25 protein-coding genes are annotated in these 23,441 nt (G+C 43.0%); 24 read left to right on the plus strand and 1 reads right to left on the minus strand.

All coding sequences use genetic code 11. The annotated features are described in order from the left end of the window. The first annotated feature begins 82 nt into the window (after positions 1–82). From lepA to recO, 24 genes are all read left to right on the plus strand, one after another. Positions 83–1,906, plus strand: a complete 1,824-nt coding sequence (gene lepA / locus ACIQ0H_RS04420) for a translation elongation factor 4 (RefSeq protein ID WP_403411463.1) — start codon at positions 83–85, stop codon at positions 1,904–1,906. 63 nt (positions 1,907–1,969) lie between these two features. Next, positions 1,970–3,103: a radical SAM family heme chaperone HemW gene (gene hemW / locus ACIQ0H_RS04425; RefSeq protein ID WP_403411466.1), complete on the plus strand. Its 1,134-nt coding sequence runs from the start codon at positions 1,970–1,972 to the stop codon at positions 3,101–3,103. A 179-nt stretch (positions 3,104–3,282) separates the two neighbouring features. Beyond that, entirely contained in the window at positions 3,283–4,338 is a 1,056-nt protein-coding gene (hrcA, locus tag ACIQ0H_RS04430) for a heat-inducible transcriptional repressor HrcA (RefSeq protein WP_403411469.1), read from the plus strand. Continuing rightward, positions 4,335–4,901, plus strand: a complete 567-nt coding sequence (gene grpE, locus ACIQ0H_RS04435) for a nucleotide exchange factor GrpE (RefSeq protein ID WP_403411472.1) — start codon at positions 4,335–4,337, stop codon at positions 4,899–4,901. Before hrcA ends, grpE begins: the two co-directional genes overlap by 4 nt. A 35-nt stretch (positions 4,902–4,936) precedes the next feature. Beyond that, positions 4,937–6,745, plus strand: a complete 1,809-nt coding sequence (gene dnaK, locus ACIQ0H_RS04440; RefSeq protein ID WP_403411475.1) for a molecular chaperone DnaK — start codon at positions 4,937–4,939, stop codon at positions 6,743–6,745. Positions 6,746–6,990: 245 nt separating this feature from the next. Further along, positions 6,991–8,112 carry a molecular chaperone DnaJ gene (dnaJ, locus tag ACIQ0H_RS04445; protein WP_403411478.1) on the plus strand — a complete coding sequence of 374 codons (1,122 nt, stop codon included), beginning with the start codon at positions 6,991–6,993 and terminating at the stop codon, positions 8,110–8,112. A 15-nt stretch (positions 8,113–8,127) separates the two neighbouring features. Then, a complete protein-coding gene (gene prmA / locus ACIQ0H_RS04450) occupies positions 8,128–9,072 on the plus strand; it encodes a 50S ribosomal protein L11 methyltransferase (protein WP_403411481.1) in 945 nt (314 codons plus the stop codon). Between the two features lie 4 nt (positions 9,073–9,076). Further along, a complete protein-coding gene (locus ACIQ0H_RS04455) occupies positions 9,077–9,817 on the plus strand; it encodes a 16S rRNA (uracil(1498)-N(3))-methyltransferase (RefSeq protein WP_403411484.1) in 741 nt (246 codons plus the stop codon). 16 nt (positions 9,818–9,833) lie between these two features. Continuing rightward, complete coding sequence (mtaB, locus tag ACIQ0H_RS04460) at positions 9,834–11,174, plus strand: tRNA (N(6)-L-threonylcarbamoyladenosine(37)-C(2))-methylthiotransferase MtaB (protein WP_403412371.1); 1,341 nt, start codon at positions 9,834–9,836, stop codon at positions 11,172–11,174. Positions 11,175–11,290: 116 nt separating this feature from the next. After that, positions 11,291–11,962, plus strand: coding sequence for a deoxyribose-phosphate aldolase (gene deoC, locus ACIQ0H_RS04465; RefSeq protein ID WP_403411487.1), 672 nt, complete (start codon positions 11,291–11,293; stop codon positions 11,960–11,962). 116 nt (positions 11,963–12,078) lie between these two features. Beyond that, positions 12,079–12,252, plus strand: a complete 174-nt coding sequence (gene rpsU / locus ACIQ0H_RS04470) for a 30S ribosomal protein S21 (protein ID WP_016426884.1) — start codon at positions 12,079–12,081, stop codon at positions 12,250–12,252. A 178-nt stretch (positions 12,253–12,430) separates the two neighbouring features. Further along, positions 12,431–13,768 carry an NfeD family protein gene (locus tag ACIQ0H_RS04475; protein WP_403411490.1) on the plus strand — a complete coding sequence of 446 codons (1,338 nt, stop codon included), beginning with the start codon at positions 12,431–12,433 and terminating at the stop codon, positions 13,766–13,768. Next, positions 13,768–14,781 (plus strand): flotillin-like protein FloA, encoded by a 1,014-nt coding sequence (floA, locus tag ACIQ0H_RS04480; RefSeq protein ID WP_403411493.1) that lies wholly within the window; start codon positions 13,768–13,770, stop codon positions 14,779–14,781. Before ACIQ0H_RS04475 ends, floA begins: the two co-directional genes overlap by 1 nt. A gap of 37 nt (positions 14,782–14,818) precedes the next feature. Then, positions 14,819–15,331 (plus strand): hypothetical protein, encoded by a 513-nt coding sequence (locus ACIQ0H_RS04485; RefSeq protein WP_403411496.1) that lies wholly within the window; start codon positions 14,819–14,821, stop codon positions 15,329–15,331. 49 nt (positions 15,332–15,380) lie between these two features. Next, a complete protein-coding gene (locus ACIQ0H_RS04490) occupies positions 15,381–15,638 on the plus strand; it encodes a hypothetical protein (protein ID WP_403411499.1) in 258 nt (85 codons plus the stop codon). Further along, the gene (locus ACIQ0H_RS04495) at positions 15,631–16,725 is read left to right on the plus strand and encodes a sporulation protein YqfD (RefSeq protein WP_403411502.1); all 1,095 of its coding nucleotides are present in this window, start codon (positions 15,631–15,633) and stop codon (positions 16,723–16,725) included. The genes ACIQ0H_RS04490 and ACIQ0H_RS04495 overlap by 8 nt, the downstream gene beginning before the upstream one ends. Further along, entirely contained in the window at positions 16,718–17,677 is a 960-nt protein-coding gene (locus ACIQ0H_RS04500; RefSeq protein WP_403411504.1) for a PhoH family protein, read from the plus strand. Before ACIQ0H_RS04495 ends, ACIQ0H_RS04500 begins: the two co-directional genes overlap by 8 nt. A gap of 23 nt (positions 17,678–17,700) precedes the next feature. After that, positions 17,701–17,889, plus strand: a complete 189-nt coding sequence (locus tag ACIQ0H_RS04505; protein ID WP_403411507.1) for a hypothetical protein — start codon at positions 17,701–17,703, stop codon at positions 17,887–17,889. After that, a complete protein-coding gene (locus ACIQ0H_RS04510; RefSeq protein WP_403411510.1) occupies positions 17,873–19,972 on the plus strand; it encodes an HD family phosphohydrolase in 2,100 nt (699 codons plus the stop codon). The genes ACIQ0H_RS04505 and ACIQ0H_RS04510 overlap by 17 nt, the downstream gene beginning before the upstream one ends. Before the next feature lie 21 nt (positions 19,973–19,993). Then, on the plus strand, positions 19,994–20,464 hold the full coding sequence (gene ybeY, locus ACIQ0H_RS04515; RefSeq protein ID WP_403411512.1) for an rRNA maturation RNase YbeY: 471 nt from the start codon (positions 19,994–19,996) through the stop codon (positions 20,462–20,464). 4 nt (positions 20,465–20,468) lie between these two features. Then, the gene (locus ACIQ0H_RS04520) at positions 20,469–20,819 is read left to right on the plus strand and encodes a diacylglycerol kinase family protein (RefSeq protein WP_403411514.1); all 351 of its coding nucleotides are present in this window, start codon (positions 20,469–20,471) and stop codon (positions 20,817–20,819) included. A gap of 24 nt (positions 20,820–20,843) precedes the next feature. Continuing rightward, complete coding sequence (locus ACIQ0H_RS04525) at positions 20,844–21,248, plus strand: cytidine deaminase (RefSeq protein ID WP_403411516.1); 405 nt, start codon at positions 20,844–20,846, stop codon at positions 21,246–21,248. Next, a complete protein-coding gene (era, locus tag ACIQ0H_RS04530; RefSeq protein ID WP_403411519.1) occupies positions 21,232–22,146 on the plus strand; it encodes a GTPase Era in 915 nt (304 codons plus the stop codon). The genes ACIQ0H_RS04525 and era overlap by 17 nt, the downstream gene beginning before the upstream one ends. Positions 22,147–22,173: 27 nt before the next feature. After that, the gene (gene recO, locus ACIQ0H_RS04535) at positions 22,174–22,959 is read left to right on the plus strand and encodes a DNA repair protein RecO (RefSeq protein ID WP_403411522.1); all 786 of its coding nucleotides are present in this window, start codon (positions 22,174–22,176) and stop codon (positions 22,957–22,959) included. Positions 22,960–23,086: 127 nt separating this feature from the next. Here recO and ACIQ0H_RS04540 read toward each other — a convergent pair. Beyond that, positions 23,087–23,441: YhfM domain-containing protein (locus ACIQ0H_RS04540; RefSeq protein ID WP_403411525.1), on the minus strand; the 355-nt coding region annotated here is incomplete at its 5' end.

Raw genomic sequence — 23,441 nt, forward strand, 5'->3', positions numbered from 1 at the left:
AAAATTCTATACGCGCCGAATATTGAAGTCTAGCCCGTTCACTGCTATAATTTGAATAGCTAAAATAGGAGTGAACTAAACGATGAATCTTGAGCAGAAATTGGCACGTCAGAAAAACATACGGAACTTCTCCATTATTGCCCATATTGACCACGGTAAATCGACATTGGCCGATCGCATTTTGGAAACAACCCAAACATTAACATCCCGGGAAATGAAAACCCAAACATTGGACTCAATGGACTTAGAACGTGAACGCGGCATTACCATCAAATTGAATGCTGTGCAGCTGACGTATACGGCAAGAGACGGGCAGGACTACACATTCCACCTGATTGATACGCCAGGACACGTCGACTTTACATATGAAGTGTCACGCAGTCTAGCAGCTTGTGAAGGCGCAATTCTCGTCGTCGATGCAGCTCAAGGAATTGAAGCGCAAACACTGGCAAACGTATACCTAGCACTTGATAACGATCTTGAAATCTTACCTGTTATCAATAAAATCGATTTACCTGCGGCTGATCCAGAACGTGTGAGGCAGGAAATTGAAGATGTCATCGGATTGGACGCTTCAGAAGCAGTTCTGGCTTCAGCTAAAGCTGGCATTGGTATTGAAGATATTTTAGAACAAATTGTGGAAAAAGTTCCTGCTCCTCAGGGAGATCCGGATGCACCACTGCAAGCTCTAATTTTCGACTCGCATTATGATGCATACAAAGGGGTTATTGTTAATATCCGGATTATGCAGGGCTCAGTTAAGCCTGGTGATATGATTCATATGATGGCGACGGGTAAGAAATTCGAAGTGCTTGAAACAGGCGTCTTCACGCCGAAAATATCACCACGAGATGAATTGACTGTTGGAGATGTAGGCTATTTATCAGCATCTATCAAGAATGTTGGGGATACTCGCGTTGGGGACACGATCACTAGTGTGAAAAATCCAGCGAGCGAACCGTTAGCTGGTTACCGTCGTATGAATCCAATGGTATTCTGCGGGCTGTATCCAATCGATACATCTAAATACAATGATCTGCGCGATGCGCTTGAAAAACTTGAATTGAATGACTCTGCTCTCGAATATGAAGCGGAAACATCGCAAGCGCTTGGTTTTGGGTATCGCTGTGGTTTCTTAGGTTTGCTACACATGGAAATTATCCAGGAACGTATTGAACGCGAATTTAAAATAGACCTGATTACGACTGCACCAAGTGTTATTTACAATGTTGTGCTAACCGACGGCACTGAACTGAAAGTAGACAACCCTGCCATGATGCCAGATGCACAGAAGGTCGACTATGTGGAAGAACCGTATGTGAAAGCATCAATTATGGTACCGAATGATTATGTGGGTTCTGTTATGGAGCTGTGTCAGCAAAAACGCGGTAACTTTATCACGATGGATTATATCGATGCGACACGTGTTAATATCATTTACGAACTGCCCCTGGCAGAAATCGTCTATGACTTCTTTGACCAATTGAAATCTGGTACGAAAGGATACGCCTCACTTGACTATGAATTGATTGGCTACAAACAATCGAAGCTTGTCAAGATGGACATCCTCTTAAACGGCGAGCAGGTCGATGCATTCAGTTTCATCGTTCACAAAGACTTCTCGTACGAGCGTGGGAAATTAATTGTTGAAAAACTAAGAAAGCTAATCCCGAGACAACAGTTCGAAGTGCCCGTACAGGCGGCAATCGGACAAAAAATTGTTGCACGTTCAACTATCAAGTCGATGGGTAAAAATGTATTAGCTAAATGTTATGGTGGAGATATATCACGTAAACGTAAACTTCTTGATAAACAAAAAGAAGGTAAAAAACGTATGAAGCAAGTTGGGTCTGTGGAAGTGCCTCAAGAAGCCTTTATGGCTGTTTTGAGAATGGATGAGGATTAAATTGTAAAGGGGAGGAGAGGGCGTCTTAGCCCTCTTTTTGCTGTTAAGAAAGGAGGCGACGGTATGAGAGGAATGTATATCCACATCCCGTTTTGCCATCAAATTTGCCATTACTGTGATTTCAATAAAGTGTTTTTCAAAAATCAGCCTGTCGATGCGTATATCGAATCCATTGGGCAGGAACTGGCGATTATGCGCCAGCAGGGGATATCATTCAAAGACTTAGAAACGGTTTTTTTAGGCGGGGGAACTCCAACATCGTTGTCTGAGAAGCAACTTGATCGACTGCTGACAATCATTCACGATTATGTAGATGTCAGCTCATTAAAAGAATTTTCAACGGAAGCGAATCCGGATGAATTAACTTATGGCAAGTTGACCGTACTAAAAAGTGGTGGTGTAGACAGGTTGAGCATCGGAGTTCAATCTTTTGACTCGGATCTACTCAAGAGGATTGGTAGAACACATGGCCCAGACGATGCTGAGCGTGTCGTTAGGGAAGCACGGAAAGCTGGCTTCGACAATATTAGTATCGACCTGATATACGGCTTACCAGATCAGACAATCGTCCAATGGCAAGATACGCTCGACCGCGCGGCTGCACTTGAATTACCTCATTACTCTGGGTACTCGCTTATTGTTGAACCAAAAACGGTCTTTTATAATTTAATGAACAAAGGCAGATTGCCACTACCTGGCGAGGATATCGAAACAGAAATGTTCTCGATGCTCATCAATCAAATGGAGAAACAAGGTCGGATGCGTTATGAAATTAGTAACTTCGCGGTTCTGGGCAGTGAATCTATCCATAATCTTATCTATTGGGAAAATGACGGGTATGCAGGTGTTGGCGCAGGTGCACACGGCTACGTAGACGGCATTCGCTATTCGAACATCGGACCGATTACGAAATACATGGAGAAGACGACGGCGGGGGAAAGGCCAGTTCAACAGACACATGTCGTAACGGAAATAGAAGCGATGGAAGAAGAAATGTTCCTCGGACTCCGCAAATCAAATGGTGTATCCATCACTTTGTTCCAGAAAAAATTTGGGAAGTCGCTCGAAGATGTCTATGGTGAAACATTGCAAACTCTTATGAAAGATGGACTTGTCGAGCGAATGGGTGACGTGATTAAGTTAACACATCGTGGTGTTTATAGAGGAAACGACGTGTTCCAGCAATTTCTTAAATGATATAGAGTCAATTCGTTGACACCACGATCTGGATTTGTTAAATTATCAGTAGTATTAGCACTCGTCATTAAAGAGTGCTAACAAAGTACATGGCGAAGCCTTGTGCCCACAAAGCACTTAGCGCAGTCTGGTGCCCTTAGAGCACTTCGCAACATCAGGTACTTTTAGGAGTGATGATTATGTTGACGAACAGACAATTGCTTATATTGCAACTGACGGTTGACGATTTCATCGAGTCTGCACAACCTGTCGGATCAAGGCAGCTCTCCAAAAAGCCGGAAGCTCCATTTAGTTCGGCAACGATACGGAATGAAATGGCAGACCTTGAAGAAATGGGCTATCTTGAAAAAACCCATACTTCATCTGGCAGGATACCATCCGAAAAAGGATATCGATTTTATGTCGACCATTTATTGACACCAGAAAAACTGAAAACCGAAGACAGTATTCAATTACGCTCCATTTTCCGAGATAAGATCGTAGAAACTGAGGAGTTAATCCGGAAATCGGCAACGATACTTTCTGATTTGACGAATTATACTTCGATACTACTTGGGCCAGATACGTCGTCGCATACAGTGAAACGTTTTTCAATTGTTCCTTTAGACGATAAAACGGCTGTTGCTATTATTGTCATGGATAATGGACGTGTGGAAAACAGATTGTTCAATGTACCAGAGGGTTTTACGGCATCCGATATCGAAAAAATGGTTAATATCTTAAACGAGCGACTGGTTGGTACGCCGCTAGCGCATTTGCAGAGGATGTTAGTCCAGGAAACGAAAACGGTGTTGGAGCGTCATATCCATCACGCGGGTGACCTGTATTCCTCGTTTCAGCAGGCGATTTCAATCGAACCAGAAGAGCGCCTGTATTTTGGCGGAAAAATGAACATGATGAAGCAACCCGAATTTAATGACATCGAGAAGATGAAAACATTTTTCGAACTGATGGACAAAGGGGTACCTGCTATGAAGTTTTTCCAAAAAGGAATTGCAGGGATTCATGTGCGCATTGGTTCTGAAAATCATCATAATGCGATGGAAGATTACAGTGTAATTACAGCGACTTATTCTGCTGGGGACAACATGACAGGATCTATTGCTATCATTGGACCTAAACGAATGGATTATGCGCGCGTCATCACATTGCTAGATCTTATGAGCAGTGATCTGTCCAGGGAACTGGCGAGGCTGACAATCGGTGGAGGAACAGCAGGAGGGAACAATAAATGACAGAAATTAAAGATGAGTTTGTAGAAGCTGACATGGCGGTAGAGGATACAGAAGCTGTGGGCGAAGAAAACACGATTGAAGAAAATGAGGCTGTTGAAGTTGAAAGTAGCGCAGACAGTGTCATTGAAGAACTAACTGCAAAATTGCAGGAAGAAGAAAACAAGCGTTTGAGATTGCTTGCTGATTACGATAACTTTAAAAGAAGAGCGTCGCTTGATCAGGAAGCACTACAAAAATATCGTGCGCAGAACGTCGTGACGAATCTGCTTCCAGTTCTGGATAACTTTGCACGTGCACTTTCTGTTGAGGCGAAAACTGAAGAAGTGCAGTCGATTATGACTGGGATGGAAATGATTTATCGTACGCTTGTCACGGCGCTTGAAACAGAAGGCCTTGTTGAAATCGAGACGCTTGATCAGGAGTTCGATCCGAATGTCCATCAGGCGATTATGACAGGCTCAGATGACACAAAACCTTCAGGAGCTATTCTTGAAGAAATGCAAAAAGGCTATTTGTTGAAAGATCGTGTCCTTCGACCTTCAATGGTTAAAGTGAACGAATAAAAAATAGAAGAACTATTTCTAGGAGGAATTTGATTATGAGCAAAATTATCGGTATTGACTTAGGAACAACAAACTCAGTAGTGTCAGTGTATGAAGGCGGAGAGCCAAAAGTAATTCCAAATCCAGAAGGTAACCGCACAACGCCATCTGTTGTAGCGTTTAAAAACGGCGAAAGACAAGTTGGGGAAGTAGCGAAACGTCAATCGATTACAAACCCGAACACAATCATGTCTGTAAAACGTCATATGGGATCAGATTATAAAGTAAAAGTGGACGATAAAGAATATACACCTCAAGAAGTTTCTGCAATGATCCTTCAATATATGAAAGGTTATGCGGAAGAGTATCTTGGCGAACCAGTAACGAAAGCGGTTATCACAGTTCCTGCTTACTTCAGCGATGCACAACGTCAAGCAACACAAGATGCTGGTAAAATTGCAGGTCTTGAAGTTGAACGTATCATTAACGAGCCAACTGCAGCAGCACTAGCTTACGGGCTTGATAAAACAGATGAAGACCAAACGATCCTTGTTTATGACCTTGGTGGTGGTACATTTGACGTCTCGATCCTTGAACTAGGCGACGGCGTATTCCAAGTGCTTTCAACTGCGGGTGACAACAAACTAGGTGGAGATGATTTCGATGACGTCATCATCGAGTACCTTGTTGAGCAATTCCGTAAAGAAAACGGCATTGATTTATCAAAAGATAAAATGGCGATGCAACGTTTGAAAGATGGCGCTGAAAAAGCGAAAAAAGACTTGTCAGGTGTAACATCTGCACAAATCTCACTACCATTCATCACAGCTGGAGAAGCAGGTCCACTTCACCTTGAAGTGACATTGTCACGCGCGAAATTTGACGAATTGACTGCACATCTTGTAGAACGTTCAATGGTACCAACACGTCAAGCGATGAAAGATGCTGCTCTATCTGCATCACAAATCGACCGCGTTATTCTTGTAGGTGGATCAACACGTATTCCAGCTGTACAAGAAGCAATTCAAAAAGAAACAGGCAAAGAGCCATATAAAGGCGTAAACCCAGACGAAGTCGTTGCAATGGGCGCGGCTGTTCAAGGGTCAATCTTGAGCGGAGACGTAACAGACGTTGTTCTACTTGACGTAACACCATTGTCACTTGGTATTGAAACAATGGGTAACGTGTTCACGAAATTGATCGAACGTAATACAACGATTCCAACAAGTAAATCACAAGTATTCTCAACAGCAGCGGATAACCAACCAGCAGTAGATATCCATGTATTGCAAGGTGAGCGTCCAATGTCAGCTGACAATAAAACACTGGGTCGTTTCCAGTTGACGGATATTCCACCAGCACCACGTGGCGTTCCACAAATCGAAGTAACATTCGATATCGATAAAAACGGTATTGTAACGGTTAAAGCGAAAGATCTTGGTACTCAAAAAGAGCAAGATATTACAATCCAAGCGAGTTCAGGTCTGTCTGACGATGAAATCGAGCGCATGGTGAAAGACGCGGAAGCGAATGCTGAAGCAGACCAAAAGCGTAAAGAAGAAGCGGACTTGAAAAACGAAGCGGATCAACTTGTATTCATGGCTGAAAAGACTTTGAAAGACCTTGAAGGTAAAGTTTCTGAAGAAGAAGTGACAAGCGTTGAAGAAGCGAAGGAAGAATTGAAGGTTGCACTTGAAGCTGCTAACTTCGATGATATCCGTACGAAGAAAGAAAAACTAGAAGAGATCGTTCAACAAATGACGATGAAATTGTATGAGCAAGCTGCAGCAGAAAATGCAGGCGAACCTCAAGATGATGGCGTTGTCGACGCTGACTTTGAAGAAGTAATAGACGAGAAAAAATAAATAATAATGATTGTTGACGGGAAAGTCAAAGTCCGATATTCCGGCTTTGGCTTTTTCGGTTTTTATTGCGCGATCTTGGCTTCAGCACCTAGCCCCATGTGTCGCTTCAGGCTACCTGGTAAAGGCAAAAAAACGCCTTTATCTTCCAGCCTTCCAGCGCTTGTCGGGTCTGACCAGGTGCTTACGCTTTTTAGTATGTAGTGGTACAATAGAAGATAGGTAAAAGTATTTCGGGAGAGTGAAAAATGAGTAAACGAGATTATTATGACGTGCTGGGTTTATCCAAATCTGCGTCCAAAGACGAAATTAGAAAAGCGTACAGAGGATTATCCAAAAAGTATCACCCTGACTTAAACAAAGCGGCTGATGCTGAGGAGAAATTTAAGGAAGCAACAGAGGCTTATGAAGTACTCAGCGATGATTCGAAAAAAGCGAATTATGACCAGTTTGGCCATGCAGATCCAAACCAAGGATTCGGTGGTTTCGGAGGTGGCGGTGCTGATGGCTTCGGATTCGATGATATATTCAGTACATTTTTCGGCGGAAATGCACGCCGACGTGACCCGAATGCGCCAAGAAAAGGTGACGATTTACAGTATTCTATGACGATTGACTTTATGGAAGCTGTTTTTGGGAAAGAAACAGAAATAGAAATACCTAAAGAAGAATCATGCGACACATGTGAGGGTTCTGGTGCTAAAAAAGGGACTTCTCCTAAAACATGTAACCATTGTGGTGGTTCGGGACAAATCAGTGTTACGCAAAATACACCACTCGGTCAGATGGTCAATCGTAGAGCATGTCCACACTGTCAAGGAACAGGGAAAATCATTCCAGAAAAATGTACAACATGTCATGGTGCAGGCAAAGTAACTAAAAACAAGAAAATTAAAGTAACAATACCTGAGGGCGTTGATGATGGTCAACAGCTTCGTGTATCGGGGCAAGGTGAACCGGGACACAAAGGCGGACCAGCAGGCGATTTGTATATCGTATTCCGCGTGAAGTCCCATGACAAATTCATCCGTGAAGATGATGATATTTACTTGGAACTTAGCTTGTCGTTCTCACAAGCCGCACTTGGTGACGAAATTGAAGTCCCGACTGTGCAAGGGAATGTTAACTTGAAAATTCCTGCAGGTACGCAAACAGGCACGCGTTTCCGCCTAAAAGGAAAAGGTGTTAAAAACGTCCATGGTCGTGGAATCGGTGATCAGCATGTTGTGGTGAAAGTGGTAACACCTAAAAAAATGACGGAAAAGCAAAAAGAATTGATGCGTGAATTTGCGGCGATTAGCGGCAACACACCGGAAGAGTATTCAAGCTCCTTGTTTGATAAAATCAAACGTACAATCAAAGGCGACTGAAAGGGTTGAAGTCATTTGAAGTGGTCAGAAATTGCCATCCATACGACGCACGAAGCAACTGAGGCTGTAGCAAATATTTTGCATGAAGCAGGTGCCAGTGGAGTTGTTATTGAAGATTCGGTAGAGCCAGATAGAATCCATGAAGACCGTTACGGGGAAATTTATGCCCTTGACAAAAATGATTTCCCTGTAGACGGAGTCATTGTGAAAGCCTATTTACCTGTCAATAGTTTTTTAATTGAGACAATGAAGGATATTAGTCAATCCATCGAGGGCTTAGCCGAATTCGGATTGGATGTTGGAAAAAACGCCATTCAAACCCATGAGATTGATGAGGAAGATTGGGCAACTGCTTGGAAGCAATACTACCATCCTGTCAAGATATCTGGCCGTTTTACGATTGTTCCAACATGGGAACAATACGAACCCGTTGAGTCTGATGAATTGATCATTGAGTTGGATCCAGGTATGGCCTTTGGGACGGGAACTCACCCAACAACAGTCATGTGTTTACAAGCGCTTGAGAAGTATGTTAAGCCGGAGAATACAGTCGTCGATGTAGGGACTGGATCAGGTGTACTGTCAATTGGGGCGGCATTACTAGGGGCATCCCATATTCATGCGCTAGATTTAGATGAAGTTGCCGTTGTCGCTGCGAAGGAAAATATTTTGTTAAATAAAGTGGAGGAAAAAATTACTGTGACACATGGTAATTTACTGGATTCTGTTAAAGAACCAGCCGACATTATTATTGCGAATATCCTTGCAGAAGTGATTCTGTCCTTTTCACAAGATGCCTATTCCATTTTACCGGAAGATGGACTGTTCATCGTTTCGGGTATTATTGGGCAGAAACGGGATCTTGTGAAGGATGACCTTATCGAAAAAGGATTTGACATCGTTGAGTCTGTACTAATGGAAGATTGGGTTGCTATCGTCGCCCAAAAAAGGGGCGTGTAACGCTTTGCAACGTTATTTTCTACAATCACAATTTGATGAACAACAGCATGCGACCATTACAGGGGATGACGGTAAACATATTACCCGGGTTATGCGAATGGCTGTAGGGGACAATGTGATTGCTGTATCAGACGGAGAAGCATTTATATCAACGATTACGGAGATACTTGAGAATGGTGTCGTGATCCAGCGCCAAGAAGGCTCCCTGACAACAAATGAGATGCCTGTTCGTGTGACAATCGCATGCGGGTTACCAAAAGGCGATAAGCTAGATTTGATTGTGCAAAAAGGTACTGAGTTGGGTATGGCGGGCATTTTGCCATTTGAAGCGGAACGTTCTATTGTCAAATGGGATGCCAAAAAAGGTGGTAAAAAAGTCGAGCGACTGTGTAAAATTGCCAAAGAAGCTGCGGAGCAATGTCACAGAACGGTTATACCGGAAGTAGCAACACCTTCCAACTTCAAGCAACTGATTGCACAATCTGCAAATTATGATGTTCTTCTATTTGCTGATGAGGAAGATGCCAAGAGCGGAAATCCGAATCGGATGGCTGAGCGTCTAAAAAATGTAAAACCAGAGCAAACCGTCTTGACTGTTTTCGGACCAGAAGGCGGTTTATCGAGAAACGAGGCGGATGCATTACGCTCCGCTGGCTTTTTGCCGATTGCATTAGGTCCGCGTATATTGAGAACGGAAACGGCTCCGTTGTATTTATTGTCCGCAATGTCTTACGAATTTGAATGAAAGAGGTGAGCAGTTGATGTCTTCGGTTGCTTTTCATACGTTGGGCTGCAAAGTGAATCATTATGAAACTGAGGCGATCTGGCAACTATTCAAGGATGCTGGATATAATCGCGAAGATTTTGAGAGAAATTCAGACGTTTATGTCATCAATACATGTACTGTCACCAATACGGGTGACAAGAAAAGTCGGCAAGTGATTCGCCGCGCAATTAGACAGAACCCGGATGCGGTTATTTGCGTAACAGGTTGTTATGCACAGACCTCACCTGCGGAAATTATGGCAATCCCAGGCGTTGACATCGTTGTTGGTACGCAGGATCGGACGAAATTACTTGGTTTGATTGAAGAATACCAAACTGAGCGTCAACCGATTAACGCCGTGCGTAACATTATGAAAAACAGGGTTTACGAAGAGCTGGATGTGCCAGCGTTTACAGACCGTACGCGTGCATCTCTCAAAATCCAAGAAGGTTGTAATAACTTCTGTACATTTTGTATCATTCCTTGGGCACGTGGATTGATGCGCTCACGTGATCCGCAAGAAGTGATTCGTCAAGCGCAACAGTTGGTGGACGCAGGGTATCTTGAGCTCGTTCTTACGGGTATTCACACGGGCGGTTACGGAGAAGATTTGAAAGACTATAATCTTGCTCGTTTACTGCGTGATCTTGAATCGCAAGTAACAGGGCTGAAACGATTGCGCATCAGTTCGATTGAAGCGAGCCAAATAACGGATGAAGTAATCGACGTCCTAAGAAATTCAAATATTGTTGTTCGCCATCTTCATATCCCGATTCAATCGGGGTCAGATACGGTGTTGAAACGAATGCGTAGAAAGTATACGATGGAATTTTTTGCGGAGCGTCTGGATAGACTGCGTGAAGCGTTGCCTCAACTAGCGATCACATCAGATGTTATCGTCGGTTTCCCAGGTGAGACGGAAGGGGAATTTATGGAGACATATAATTTTATCCGTGACCATCGCTTCTCCGAACTACATGTCTTTCCTTATTCGAAACGGACAGGTACGCCTGCAGCAAGAATGGAAGACCAAGTGGATGAAGAAGTGAAAAATGAACGCGTTCATCGCTTGATTGAACTGAACGATCAATTGGCAAAACAATATGCATCTACTTTTGAGGATGAAGTGCTTGAAGTCATCCCAGAAGCGAATTATAAGTTGGATCCGGACAGTGGCCTCTATGAGGGCTATACGGATAATTACTTAAAAGTGGTCTTCCCGGCTGAGGAGTCCATGGTCGGCAAAATTGTTCGTGTGAAGATTACAAAGCCTGGCTATCCATATAACGAGGGACAATTTGTTCGTGTCGTTGAAGATTCGGAAGTTCATGCTTAAACGATGTGTTGAAGAAGTCATTCCAACCCTTAATGGTCGGAATGGCTTTTTCGTGCAGAATTGAATGGTTCTTGTTATGATGGAAGAAGTACGGACAACTTTAGGGAGGTATTCATTTGAATACAAATTTTGCAACTTATATCGATCATACTTTACTAAAAGCTAATGCGAAGAAAGCTGAAATCGTGGAGCTCTGTCAAGAAGCACGGCAGTATACCTTTGCGTCTGTTTGTGTGAATCCGACTTGGGTTAAAACAGCGGTAGCAGAACTAGAAGGATCACCTGTCAAAGTATGTACGGTGATTGGTTTTCCACTCGGTGCATCGACTTCTGAAGTGAAGGCATTTGAGACAGAAAATGCCATTCAAAACGGTGCGGGTGAAATCGATATGGTCATTAATATTGGTGCGCTTCGAGATGGTGACGATGACCTAGTCAAACAAGATATTGAAGCAGTCGTCCAGGCGGCGAAAGGTGAAGCAATTGTCAAAGTGATTATCGAAACAGCTTTGCTAACTGATCAAGAAAAAAGAAAAGCGTGTGAACTGGCAATTCTTGCAGGCGCTGATTTCGTAAAAACGTCAACAGGTTTCTCGACTGGTGGTGCGACAGTTGAAGATATCAAACTGATGAGAGCTGTTGTTGGACCTAAAACGGGTGTCAAAGCTTCAGGTGGCGTCCGCAGTTTAGACGACATGAAAAAAATGATTGATGCGGGGGCCACAAGAATTGGTGCCAGCTCTGGTGTGGAAATCATGAAAGGGCTCGAATCCACATCGGAATATTAATTTACCAACTAAAATTAAAAGTTTTATATTGACCTATTTTTAATTATGCGGTATAATTTCTGAGTACATGGCACTTGGCTATGTTCGAAGTGTGTTTGGAGGGAGGGACAAGAGATATGTCGAAAACTGTTGTTCGTAAAAACGAATCGCTTGAAGATGCTCTTCGCCGCTTCAAACGTACTGTATCCAAAAGTGGAACAATACAAGAGGTAAGAAAGCGCGAGTTCTATGAGAAACCAAGCGTAAAGCGTAAAAAGAAATCTGAAGCTGCAAGGAAACGTAAGTTCTAATTTCCTGTTGCCATGAATTCGATCTTGTAATGAATCTAAAATTTGGTAAACCGGAAAATCCTTAGGGGTTTTCCGGTTTATTTGTTGTCGAAACGAATTTTTCTAGAAAAAATGAAACTTCCGAGCTTTTCAGCCGTATATAGAGATATAATAAATAATAGAAAGAGGTGAAACTACAATGCGTAAAATGATAGGAACCGTGCTCCTGTTCATTTTATTCGTCTCGACGTTTGCGTTTCCGCTTGCGTCAACCGATGCGGCTAGTCAGAAAGTATATAAAGTTCCGATTAAAAATGAAGTTGAAAAAGGATTATATGCTTTTTTGCAACGCTCGTTTTCGGAAGCTGAGGAAGCAGGAGCAGAGGCTATCATCCTCGAGATTAACACTCCAGGTGGCTTTACAGATGCGGCTTGGGAGATTGCTAAGTTAATGGATGAGACAGAGTTGCCGGTAATCGCTTATATCAACCCCAAAGCGCTTTCAGCTGGTGCGTTTATCGCACTCCATGCAGATGATATTTATATGTCGCGCAATGCCACAATGGGTGCTGCACAAGTAATTGAATCGTCGGGGAATGCGGCGGCAGATAAGGTGCATAGTGCATGGGTCGCAGATATGGTGAGTGCTGCGAAGTCTTCTGACCATGGTCGCGATCCGAAATACGCGCAAGCTATGGCGGAGAGTTCGGTTGATGTTTCTGAGTACCGAGCAGGTGTGGGTAAATTGTTAACTCTTACGGCCTCGGAGGCACTTGATGTCGGCTATAGTGAGGGAACAGTAGCTTCTTTTAAAGAGCTTCTTCAAGAAACTGGCTATGAAAATGCCGAAATCATTTCAACAAATAAAACCTTTGCAGAAAGTCTTGCGAGCCTAATTACACATCCAGTCGTTGTACCGATTCTATTATCGATTGCAGGTCTTGGCCTTGTATTGGAATTGTATTCGCCAGGGTTTGGTGTACCAGGAACGATGGCTATCATCGCGTTCGTTCTGTTTTTCTACGGACATTTAGTAGCTGGTCTTGCGGGCTATGAATCGATTATACTGTTCGTCCTAGGAGCTATTCTCGTCGTTGCGGAAATATTCCTCCCGCATGGTATAGCAGGAGCTATTGGTTCGCTCGCAATTATTGGTAGTATCATTATGGCTGGCGGCAATCCGATGTATATGGCAGGTTCTGTCCTTATCGCGGTTGCTATCGCTGTCACAGGGATGGTGATTATTATGAAGTTTTTCAGTAAGAAATTACACTTGCTCAACAAAGTTGTGCTAATGGATTCGACAGATACGGAATTAGGGTATGTGTCAAATGTTAACAGAGTAGAATTACTCGGGCGCATTGCTAAAACGTCCACTCCACTTAGACCGGCCGGTGCCATTGAGTTAGATGGAGAAAAAATCGATGTTGTTTCTGAAGGAAGCTACATTGATAAAGGAATAAGTGTTAGTATTGTTAAGGTTGAAGGTTCCCGTATTGTCGTCAGGGAATCAGTAGAGAAAGGGGAGAATGAATAATGCCAGCATTCGTAGGTTCAGCAGGTACAGTAGGCATGATCGCAATCGTTGTTATCGCTATCATCATATTGTCCGTATTTTTCACTTTAGTGCCCGTAACATTATGGATTTCTGCCATGGCAGCAGGCGTACGTGTAAGTATCTTTACATTAATTGGGATGCGTCTTCGTCGGGTTATTCCGAGTCGTATTGTCAACCCGCTTATTAAAGCCCATAAGGCTGGACTTGATGTATCGATTAACCAACTAGAAAGTCACTATCTTGCAGGAGGGAACGTTGACCGTGTTGTTAACGCGCTTATCGCTGCACACCGTGCCAACATCGAACTGACTTTTGAACGTTGTGCCGCTATTGACCTAGCAGGTCGTGACGTACTAGAAGCTGTTCAAATGTCTGTTAACCCGAAAGTTATCGAAACACCATTTATCGCTGGTGTGGCAATGAACGGGATTGAAGTAAAAGCAAAAGCGCGTATTACAGTACGTGCCAACATCGACCGTCTTGTCGGGGGTGCTGGTGAAGAAACGATCGTTGCTCGTGTTGGTGAAGGGATTATCTCAACAATCGGTTCATCCATTGACCATGCGAAAGTGTTGGAAAATCCGGATATGATTTCACAAACTGTACTAGCAAAAGGCTTGGATTCAGGAACAGCATTTGAAATTCTATCCATTGATATTGCAGACGTTGATATCGGTAAAAATATTGGTGCGGAGCTTCAAACTGAACAAGCAATGGCTGATAAAAACATTGCACAGGCAAAAGCTGAAGAACGTCGCGCAATGGCCGTTGCAAATGAACAGGAAATGAAAGCGAAAGTTGAAGAGATGCGTGCGAAAGTTGTAAGTGCTGAAGCAGAAGTTCCACTCGCTATGGCAGAAGCGTTACGCACAGGTAATATTGGTGTAATGGATTATATGAATTATAAAAATATCCAGGCAGATACAGGCATGCGTGATTCCATCAGTGGTTTAGGTGGAGATAAACACGATATCGATATTAAAAAAGATTAACACGTAACAAGCCATTTCCTGGAAAGGGGATGCATGGATGGAACAGATAATCATTTTCGTTATTTTGGCAATTGTCTCCGCCTTTTTTAAAAAAGGCAAAGAGAAGACGGATACCCCGGCGAAAGGCCAGGCGAAGCCATTCACAGCAACGGGACGCATTCCGGACAGTCCGCAAAAGAAATTGAAAGATATGTCAAAAGACTTGTACCGTGAATTACAGAAAGAAATGCAACGCACGGACGGGGAGCCGCCTAGTCGGCAATTACAACAGCCGGTGGCGCCCAAACCTATCGTTGCAGCCCAACCGGTTGCACCACCCGTTACGGCCACACCTGCGCGTTCCACTACACCACGTGCCAGTGCTGAACGAAAAGAGCGTACAGACAGTACAAGAGGGCACCAGAGACATAGTGGACGCCTTTCTGCACATGGCGCTCAATATCAAATGTCTACTATGCAAACGAATGAATTTGTACCCAAGAATAAGGAGGACCTTGTCAAGGGGATTATTTTCTCTGAAATTTTAGGTCCACCAAAATCAAAACGATAATCATTGACCCCCTATTCATTTCATACGATATGGATAAGGGGGTTTATTTTTGAGAAAAATATTTAATACGGGTTCATCGGTAACAATTGAAGAGTTTTCTTCATTACGCATTAATGGTCCATACACATTACTCAAGCTTGGCCCCGATTTTGCGATGATCAAAAGCGGTGATTACATGATTGAGGTGTCTGGTGAAGACTTGCTTGTCGAAACGCTATCTGAGGAAATGGCTGTGTTTTCTTTTACTGTAATCACAACTATGCATGTGACAACGGGAGAAGACCACGAGGTAACGCATCGTGCGTAAACGGTATGATATTAAGATTTCAGGCGATGGAGACCTTGCAGGATTCCTCACGAAACTTGTTGCAATGAGGGTGAAGGTATTAGCGCTATCGGTTGTGGACGGTGTAGCCCGGTTTCGTACAGACCGTCAAGGGATTAAAGTGATTCGGAGCAATAGAAGGCGCTATCGTTTAAAGGTCAAGATTTCGATTGTGGGGGATGAGTCAGGTGCTAAAGGAATACTATCCTCCAACCTTTTTCTAATTGCCTGTATCATTCCCTTTGTCGCATCATTATTCTTGTGGACTGTGAATGTCGAATCGGATCGACCCGAAGTTGTGGAAAGGATTGATCAAAAATTAGAAAGGATATCCATTGTCCCGTTAAAACCTCTGGCATCTATTCCAGATGAGGGTGAAATTCGCCGGGAGCTTATGCTCGATGACCCTTCACTATCATGGGTCCGCTTTAGACGAGTTGGGACATCACTTACTGTTATTCCGATGTTATCTCCTTTAACAAATAACGAGGTTGTCGAGGAAGGTACGCCATCCGATCTGATTGCACGTACTGGGGGCATTATCACCGGCTTTGCATTAAAAAAAGGGGAACGGGTAGGGCGCGTCCATCAAACCGTTAAAAAGGGGGACGTGCTAGCTACAGGTACCCTCGTTCAAGGCGACAAAACAGCAGTTGTTGGTGCGGATGGTGCGGTCTATGCAGACTATTGGGTGGAGTATTCTTTTAACTTACCTAAAACAATTGGTTACAGTTTACAAGGTGAAGAAACTGTGGAATTTTCTTTTAATCTACCATGGCAATCACAAAAGCAGAAGTGGTCTCCAAAGTCTTTTGTCCAGACGGAGCGCCATGTACAAGAAACGGCAGGTCAGTTTGAATTAGTAGAAGGAATGGAAGAGACGGTTATCATTCCGCTGTTAAAAAACAAACTATTATCGGAATCTTTATCAAAAGCAATCATTCGAGATGAGAAAGTTTTGCACGTGTCATTCGATAATGATAAAGTTAGTGGGACCGTATTGTTTCTTATCAATGATAATATTGCAGTAAAAAGACCGATTCCCAAGGAGAATGAGACGAATGGATGAACAATTGATTCAACTGCATGTCGAGGACCCGAACGAAGCGGTCATGCTACTCGGGATTTCCGACCAAAACTTGAAATTAATCGAAGAAGCATTGAACATTGCAATTTTGACAAGGGGCGATACGATTTCGCTCAGTGGTGAGGAAGAAAATAGAAATTCAGCTAGAGCACTTTTGGAGCAGTTACTAAAAGTAATTCGTAAAGGTGTTAATATCAACCAACGTGATGTCTCAACGGCGATTGAGATGGTGAAAAGTGGAACAATTGAATATTTTGCAGAATTGTATGATGAAGAAATTGCAAGGAATAACAAAGGCAAAGCGATTCGTGCGAAAACGATCGGGCAGCGTGAATATGTTCATGCAATCCGTACGCGTGATCTAGTATTTTGTATTGGGCCTGCCGGAACAGGGAAAACGTATTTAGCAGTTGTTCTCGCGATTCAGGCGATGAAATCGGGTTCTGCAAAACGAATTATTTTAACGCGTCCTGCTGTGGAGGCAGGAGAGAGCCTAGGCTTCCTTCCTGGCGACTTAAAAGAGAAAGTTGACCCATACCTGCGCCCGTTATATGACGCGCTTCACGACGTGCTAGGGACGGAACAGACGGACCGGCTAATTGAGCGGGGAGTGATTGAAATTGCCCCATTGGCTTATATGAGGGGGCGGACGCTCGATGATGCATTTGTCATTCTTGATGAAGCACAGAATACGACAAAAGCCCAGATGAAAATGTTTTTGACACGTCTTGGCTTTGGCTCGAAAATGGTCATCACGGGCGATAAAACGCAAATTGATTTACCAAAAGGCATCGAGTCTGGATTGATTGTAACCGAAAAAATTCTGGGGAAAGTTAGCGATATCAATTTCCAGTACTTGGAGCAAGGCGATGTTGTTCGACATCCGCTTGTCGCAAAAATAATTGAAGCTTATGAAGAGGAGCAGTCATCTTAAGTTGACTGCTTTTTTTACAAGTGATGTCTAGACATCGCGTTGAAGCCGCATGGGGGAAGTCATCACCAAGGAAGGGGATAGGTCAATCCTTCCTTGGCGTCGCGGCGGACACGATGGAATTCTTTTTTACATGTACAGATAAAGAGAAAGAGAAATGGGGGATGTTTAATGTTGCATCCAATCAGGAAATTTTTAATGTCACTGAAATTTAATTATCTAGCTATATTTCTTATCGGATTGTCCGCAATCCTTCTGTTTTCGATTATGTATGGCAGTGTGAAGAAGGAGACATATGAGTTAAAGTCGCTTCAAATTTCACCGGATACAATTCGATCCATCAAAACGGTGGAGGACACGGTGAAAACTGAGCAGGATAGAGAGCGGGCGGCACGCGAAGTGACACCTGTTTATCAGTTATCTAAAGATGTCGGGAAAAATAGACAAGCAATCGCAGTGTCGATATTTGATTTCCTTATCGAAGCGAAAGAGATGGAGGAGTCAGTAAAATCGGACGGTGGAGAATCGGTTCCGGACAGTAAAAAGCAAATTGCGGAAGTGCGAAAAAAACTCGGTAATCTGGAGAAGGAAGAACCAGGTCTCCGCTTGAGTGACGATGCGATTTCTGCTTTGTTGGCACAAAAAACTGAAGTACTACAGGATATCCAAAGTGTTCTGTCAACAACTATAGGGGAAGAGTTATCGAAACCGGTACGTAATGCAGACCTGTCTACAATTCGTTATGAGGTGGAGCAGAAAATACGTCTCGCGGATAAGATTCCTCCGTCTGTTCTGCAAACCGTTTTGACACTTGGACGATTATTAGTTGTAGAAACCGAAACGATAAATGTGGAGGCAACTGAGGCGGGGATTGAACAGGCAAGGGCTGCCGTTGAGCCTACACGAATTTTACAAGGACAAGTCATTGTCCGTGAGGGGCAAATGATAGATAGGGAAATCTACAGACAACTAGAATTGACAGGATTGTTGACTAATCAGTCATCAGTTAAGCCGTTTGCGGGACTCGGTCTATTTGTGTTATTCATCTCAGCCATCATTTTCATGCATTTTATTACATGGCAAGAAAGTGGCTCAGTGAAGAAAAAAGCGTTGCTTATTGTCCTTTGCGTTTTCTTTTTACTTGTTGTTTTGATGAAGCTGATTGCGCTCATTGATAAGGATTTCAATGTGTTATTGGCATTCCTGTTCCCAACAGCACTCGCACCGATGCTGGTTAAATTATTGACAAACGAACGGATTGCCATCATGATGACGGTCATTACCGCTGCTACTGCGGGTGTCATGCTGCAGGAAGGATTTGCGGCAATCATTCAAATGGAAGTGGCATTGTACATACTGTTTGGAGGAATTGTAAGCCTTTATCTACTTGGTGATGGAGGTAGGCGTTCAAGCATTTTACAGACAAGCGCAGGAGTCGCCATTTCGAACATGCTCTTCATCGCCTTTTATTTACTTATGACACAATCATCTTATGATCTATCTGAGTTGGCATTTTATTTAATAGCTGCAATTGCTTCTGGTATTCTTTCTGGGGCATTAACAATTGGCCTTATGCCGTTTTTTGAATCGGCTTTCGGTTTATTGTCAGATATGAGACTCATTGAATTATCGAACCCAAACCATCCATTATTGAAAAAAGTGCTGATTGAAACGCCAGGCACCTATCATCATAGCATTATGGTTGCGAATCTTTCCGATGCTGCTTGTGAAGCAATCGGCGCGAATGGGTTGCTTGCACGGGTTGGTAGTTACTACCACGACATTGGCAAAACAATTAGGCCGGGGTTCTTTATTGAAAATCAGCATATTGGACAAAATCCACATGATTCATTGCCACCGGAAAAAAGCCGTGATATCATTATTGCCCATGCCGCGGATGGTGCGAAACTACTTGAGAAGCATAAAATGCCTCGAGAAATTATCGATATAGCTCGTCAACATCACGGGACAAGTACCTTGAAGTATTTCTATGTGAAAGCGAAGGAATCTGGCAAGGACGTTGAGGAAGAAGCGTTTCGTTACCCAGGTCCGAAACCTCAAACAAAAGAAATTGCGATTATTTCAATTGCGGATAGTGTTGAAGCAGCCGTACGTTCCATGAAAGAACCGACACCGCAAAAAATTGCGACACTCGTGCGGGCGATTGTCAACGATCGATTGAATGACGGTCAGTTCGATGAATGCGATATTTCCATGAAGGAATTGAAGAAAGCGGAAAAGGTTATCTGTGAAACATTAAATGGGACATTCCATAATCGGATTGAATATCCGGATTAATTACGAAAGGGGTTACGACACATGTTGGACATATATTTTGAAGACGAAACAGCTGGGGTTGATAAAAAAGTGGAGGAATTAATTCACAAATTATTGAACCACGCCTCGGCAGAAGAAGCCTTAACAGGTGAATTAGAAGTCTCCGTTACTTTCATGACGGATCAGGCCATTCAACAAGTGAATGCGGAATATCGCGGAAAAGATGTGCCGACGGATGTTATTTCTTTTGCGCTGGAAGAGATGACAGAAGGTGAGATAGCCATCGTAGCGAAAGAGGGCATGCCGACCGTGTTAGGTGATATACTTATTTCTGTGGAAACAGCTATCAGACAGGCAGAGGAATATGGTCACGATATCAATCGTGAAATCGGTTTCCTTGCATTACACGGCTTTCTTCATCTGCTTGGCTATGATCATATGACTGAGGCAGATGAAACAGTGATGATTAGTAGGCAGAAGGAGATTCTTGCTTCATTTGGACTTGTGAGGTGATCCTGTGCGAAAGTTCTTCAAAGCGTTTCATTATGCTTGGAGTGGGATTGTTTACGGCATAAAAGCGGAACGGAATGTGAAATTTCATTTGTTCGCGACTGTTGTTGTTATCTTGGCGGGTCTATTTACTGGTTTGTCAAGTATAGAATGGGCTATCGTTTTATTATTAATCGGTGGGATGTTGTCCCTTGAGTTGATAAATGCTGCTATCGAACGTACGGTAGATCTTTGTACGATGGAACGTCATCCACTTGCCAAGCAGGCAAAAGATCTTGCGGCGGGTGGGGTACTCATTTATGCCGTTATCAGTGTAGTCATTGGATGGATGATTTTTATTCCCAAATGGTTTAATTAAGTAGAAGAGGTGATTTTTTTGGATATGGAAAAATGGTTAGACGAATCAAAAAAAGCACGGGACAAGGCATATGTCCCGTATTCGAAATTTCCGGTCGGAGCTGCGCTAGTGGCGGAGGATGGAACAATCTATCATGGATGCAATATTGAAAACTCTGCGTATAGTATGACCAATTGTGCAGAACGTACGGCGTTTTTTAAAGCCATCTCAGAAGGTGTTCGGTCGTTTAAAGCGCTAGCAGTCGTTGGAGATACGGAAGGTCCTATTTCACCATGTGGTGCATGCAGGCAAGTGATAGCAGAATTTTGCGAGGGCTCCATGCCTGTTTATTTAACAAATTTAAAAGGGGACGTTCTAGAAACAACAGTTGCAGAATTGTTACCCGGTGCTTTTTCCAAGGAGGATCTTTCTTATGCAGCAGAGCAATAAATCATTCAAATCGGGCTTTATTTCCATCATTGGTCGCCCGAACGTAGGAAAATCAACATTTTTAAACCGTGTCGTGGGGCAAAAAATTGCCATTATGAGTGATAAACCACAAACGACTCGTAACAAAGTACAAGGGGTTGTCACAACAGATGATTCTCAATTCATTTTTATAGATACGCCTGGGATTCATAAGCCAAAGCATAAGTTAGGCGATTTTATGGTGAAAACGGCGCGAAATACATTGAAGGAAGTCGACGTTATCATGTTTATGGTCAATGCAGACGAAGCGATTGGCCGTGGAGACCGTTTTATTATCGAAATGCTTGAAAATACCAAAACACCGGTATTTTTAATTATTAATAAAATCGATTTGGTTCACCCAGAAGAACTTTTGAAGATTATTACTTCTTATACAGCTGAATACGATTTTGCGGAAATTGTGCCTATTTCTGCGATGAATGGTAATAATGTAGAGCGGTTAAATGAGACGTTGACAAAGTATTTACCAGAAGGACCGAAGTATTATCCGGATGATCAAGTAACGGATCACCCAGAGCGTTTCATCATTTCAGAATTGATTCGCGAGAAGGTTTTGCATTTGACACGCGAAGAAATTCCACATTCCATTGCGGTTGTCATTGAGAAAATCGAGCGTGAAGAGTCACGTGAAATGGTGAATGTAATGGCGACGATTGTTGTTGACCGTGATTCTCAAAAAGGCATCGTTATCGGTAAAAAAGGTGCATTGTTGAAAGAGATTGGAACAAAAGCAAGATATGATATTGAGATGCTACTTGGTTCGAAAGTGTTTTTGGAGTTGTGGGTGAAAGTACAGAAAGACTGGCGTAATAAGCCGGGCCAACTGAAAGAATTTGGTTTTAGAGAAGACGAGTACTGATAACAATAGGAAATTGGAGTGATTGCCTTGCTGAATAAATGGGAAGGTATCATTTTAAGAAGTATGCCATACGGCGAATCGAATAAAATCGTTACCCTTTATACGCGGGAAGCTGGCAAGCTGACCGCGATGGCGAGGGGAGCGAAAAAGCCGGCAAGTCGTTTGGCTGCGATTACGCAGCCGTTTACGCATGGCTCGTTCCTTATCCAAAAGGGTAGAGGAATGGGGACGCTTGAACAAGGTGAGCCAATTGACTCGATGCGACATATTCGCGAAGATCTTGAAGCGACGGCTTATGCTAGTTATGTCGTGGAGCTGATTGACCGTTTGACGGAGGATGGCGAGCGTTCAGAGGGCATTTACGGGTTGTTACATGAGGCGCTACATGCCATTAATGAGCAGTATGATCCAGAGGCAATCGCGTTGTTTGTCGAGTGGAAAATGCTACCGGTAGCGGGGATTCATCCTGTTTTGCATCAGTGCGCGAATTGTGGGGCGACGGAAGGGGAGTTTGCGTTTTCTTTTAAAGAAATCGGCTTCCTTTGTCATCGTTGTTTCCATATCGACCGGTATATTATTCGCATTTCACCAACGCAATTGAAGCTTATTCGAACATTTTATACGGTCCCGATTAATCGAGTCGGTAACTTAACGTTGAAAAAGACAACAAAACAATTTATGAAAAAGCTAGTGCGCACAATTTATGATGAACAGGTTGGCATTCGTTTGAAATCAAGATCTTTTCTCGATCAACTTGAATCCACACCTGAATTGCTGCCACGACGAGAAAAAACGGAAGAACAAGGGGAGTAATGTCCTTGTTCTTCCGTTTTTTTGCGTCGAAGTCTCTAAAATTCGCTTGTAGTTGGCAAGGTTGTAATCGCGGTATTACTACTATTGAAATACTTAGAAGTGCATAAAAAAGACCTCATACGAGATCTCAATTAAAACGAGATTCAACTAATTCAATCAATTTATCGGTTATCTCTGGTGAAACAGTATAAATGGTGCTTGTATTCTCTGTTTTCATAAATGTACTTCTTTGTCCTTTATTACCTATCCATAAGTATAAACTCTGCTCATTATTCTTATCATAAGCGACATCTAAATAAAATTCAGGGGCAGCTATATCAACTTCGCCCTCTTCTTTTACTGCACTTGAAAAGATATTTTGAAAGGAGTTAAGGGATTCTTTATCATCAAAAATAATTTCATCAACGCCTTTTGTTTTTGAAATGCCGATGCTTATAAAATTGCTGTCTATTGAAAGTTTTTTATTGTTTTCTGATTTAGTA

It is taken from the genome of Sporosarcina sp. NPDC096371, assembly GCF_044762865.1.
In the GTDB taxonomy this organism is placed as follows: Bacteria; Bacillota; Bacilli; order Bacillales_A; family Planococcaceae; genus Sporosarcina.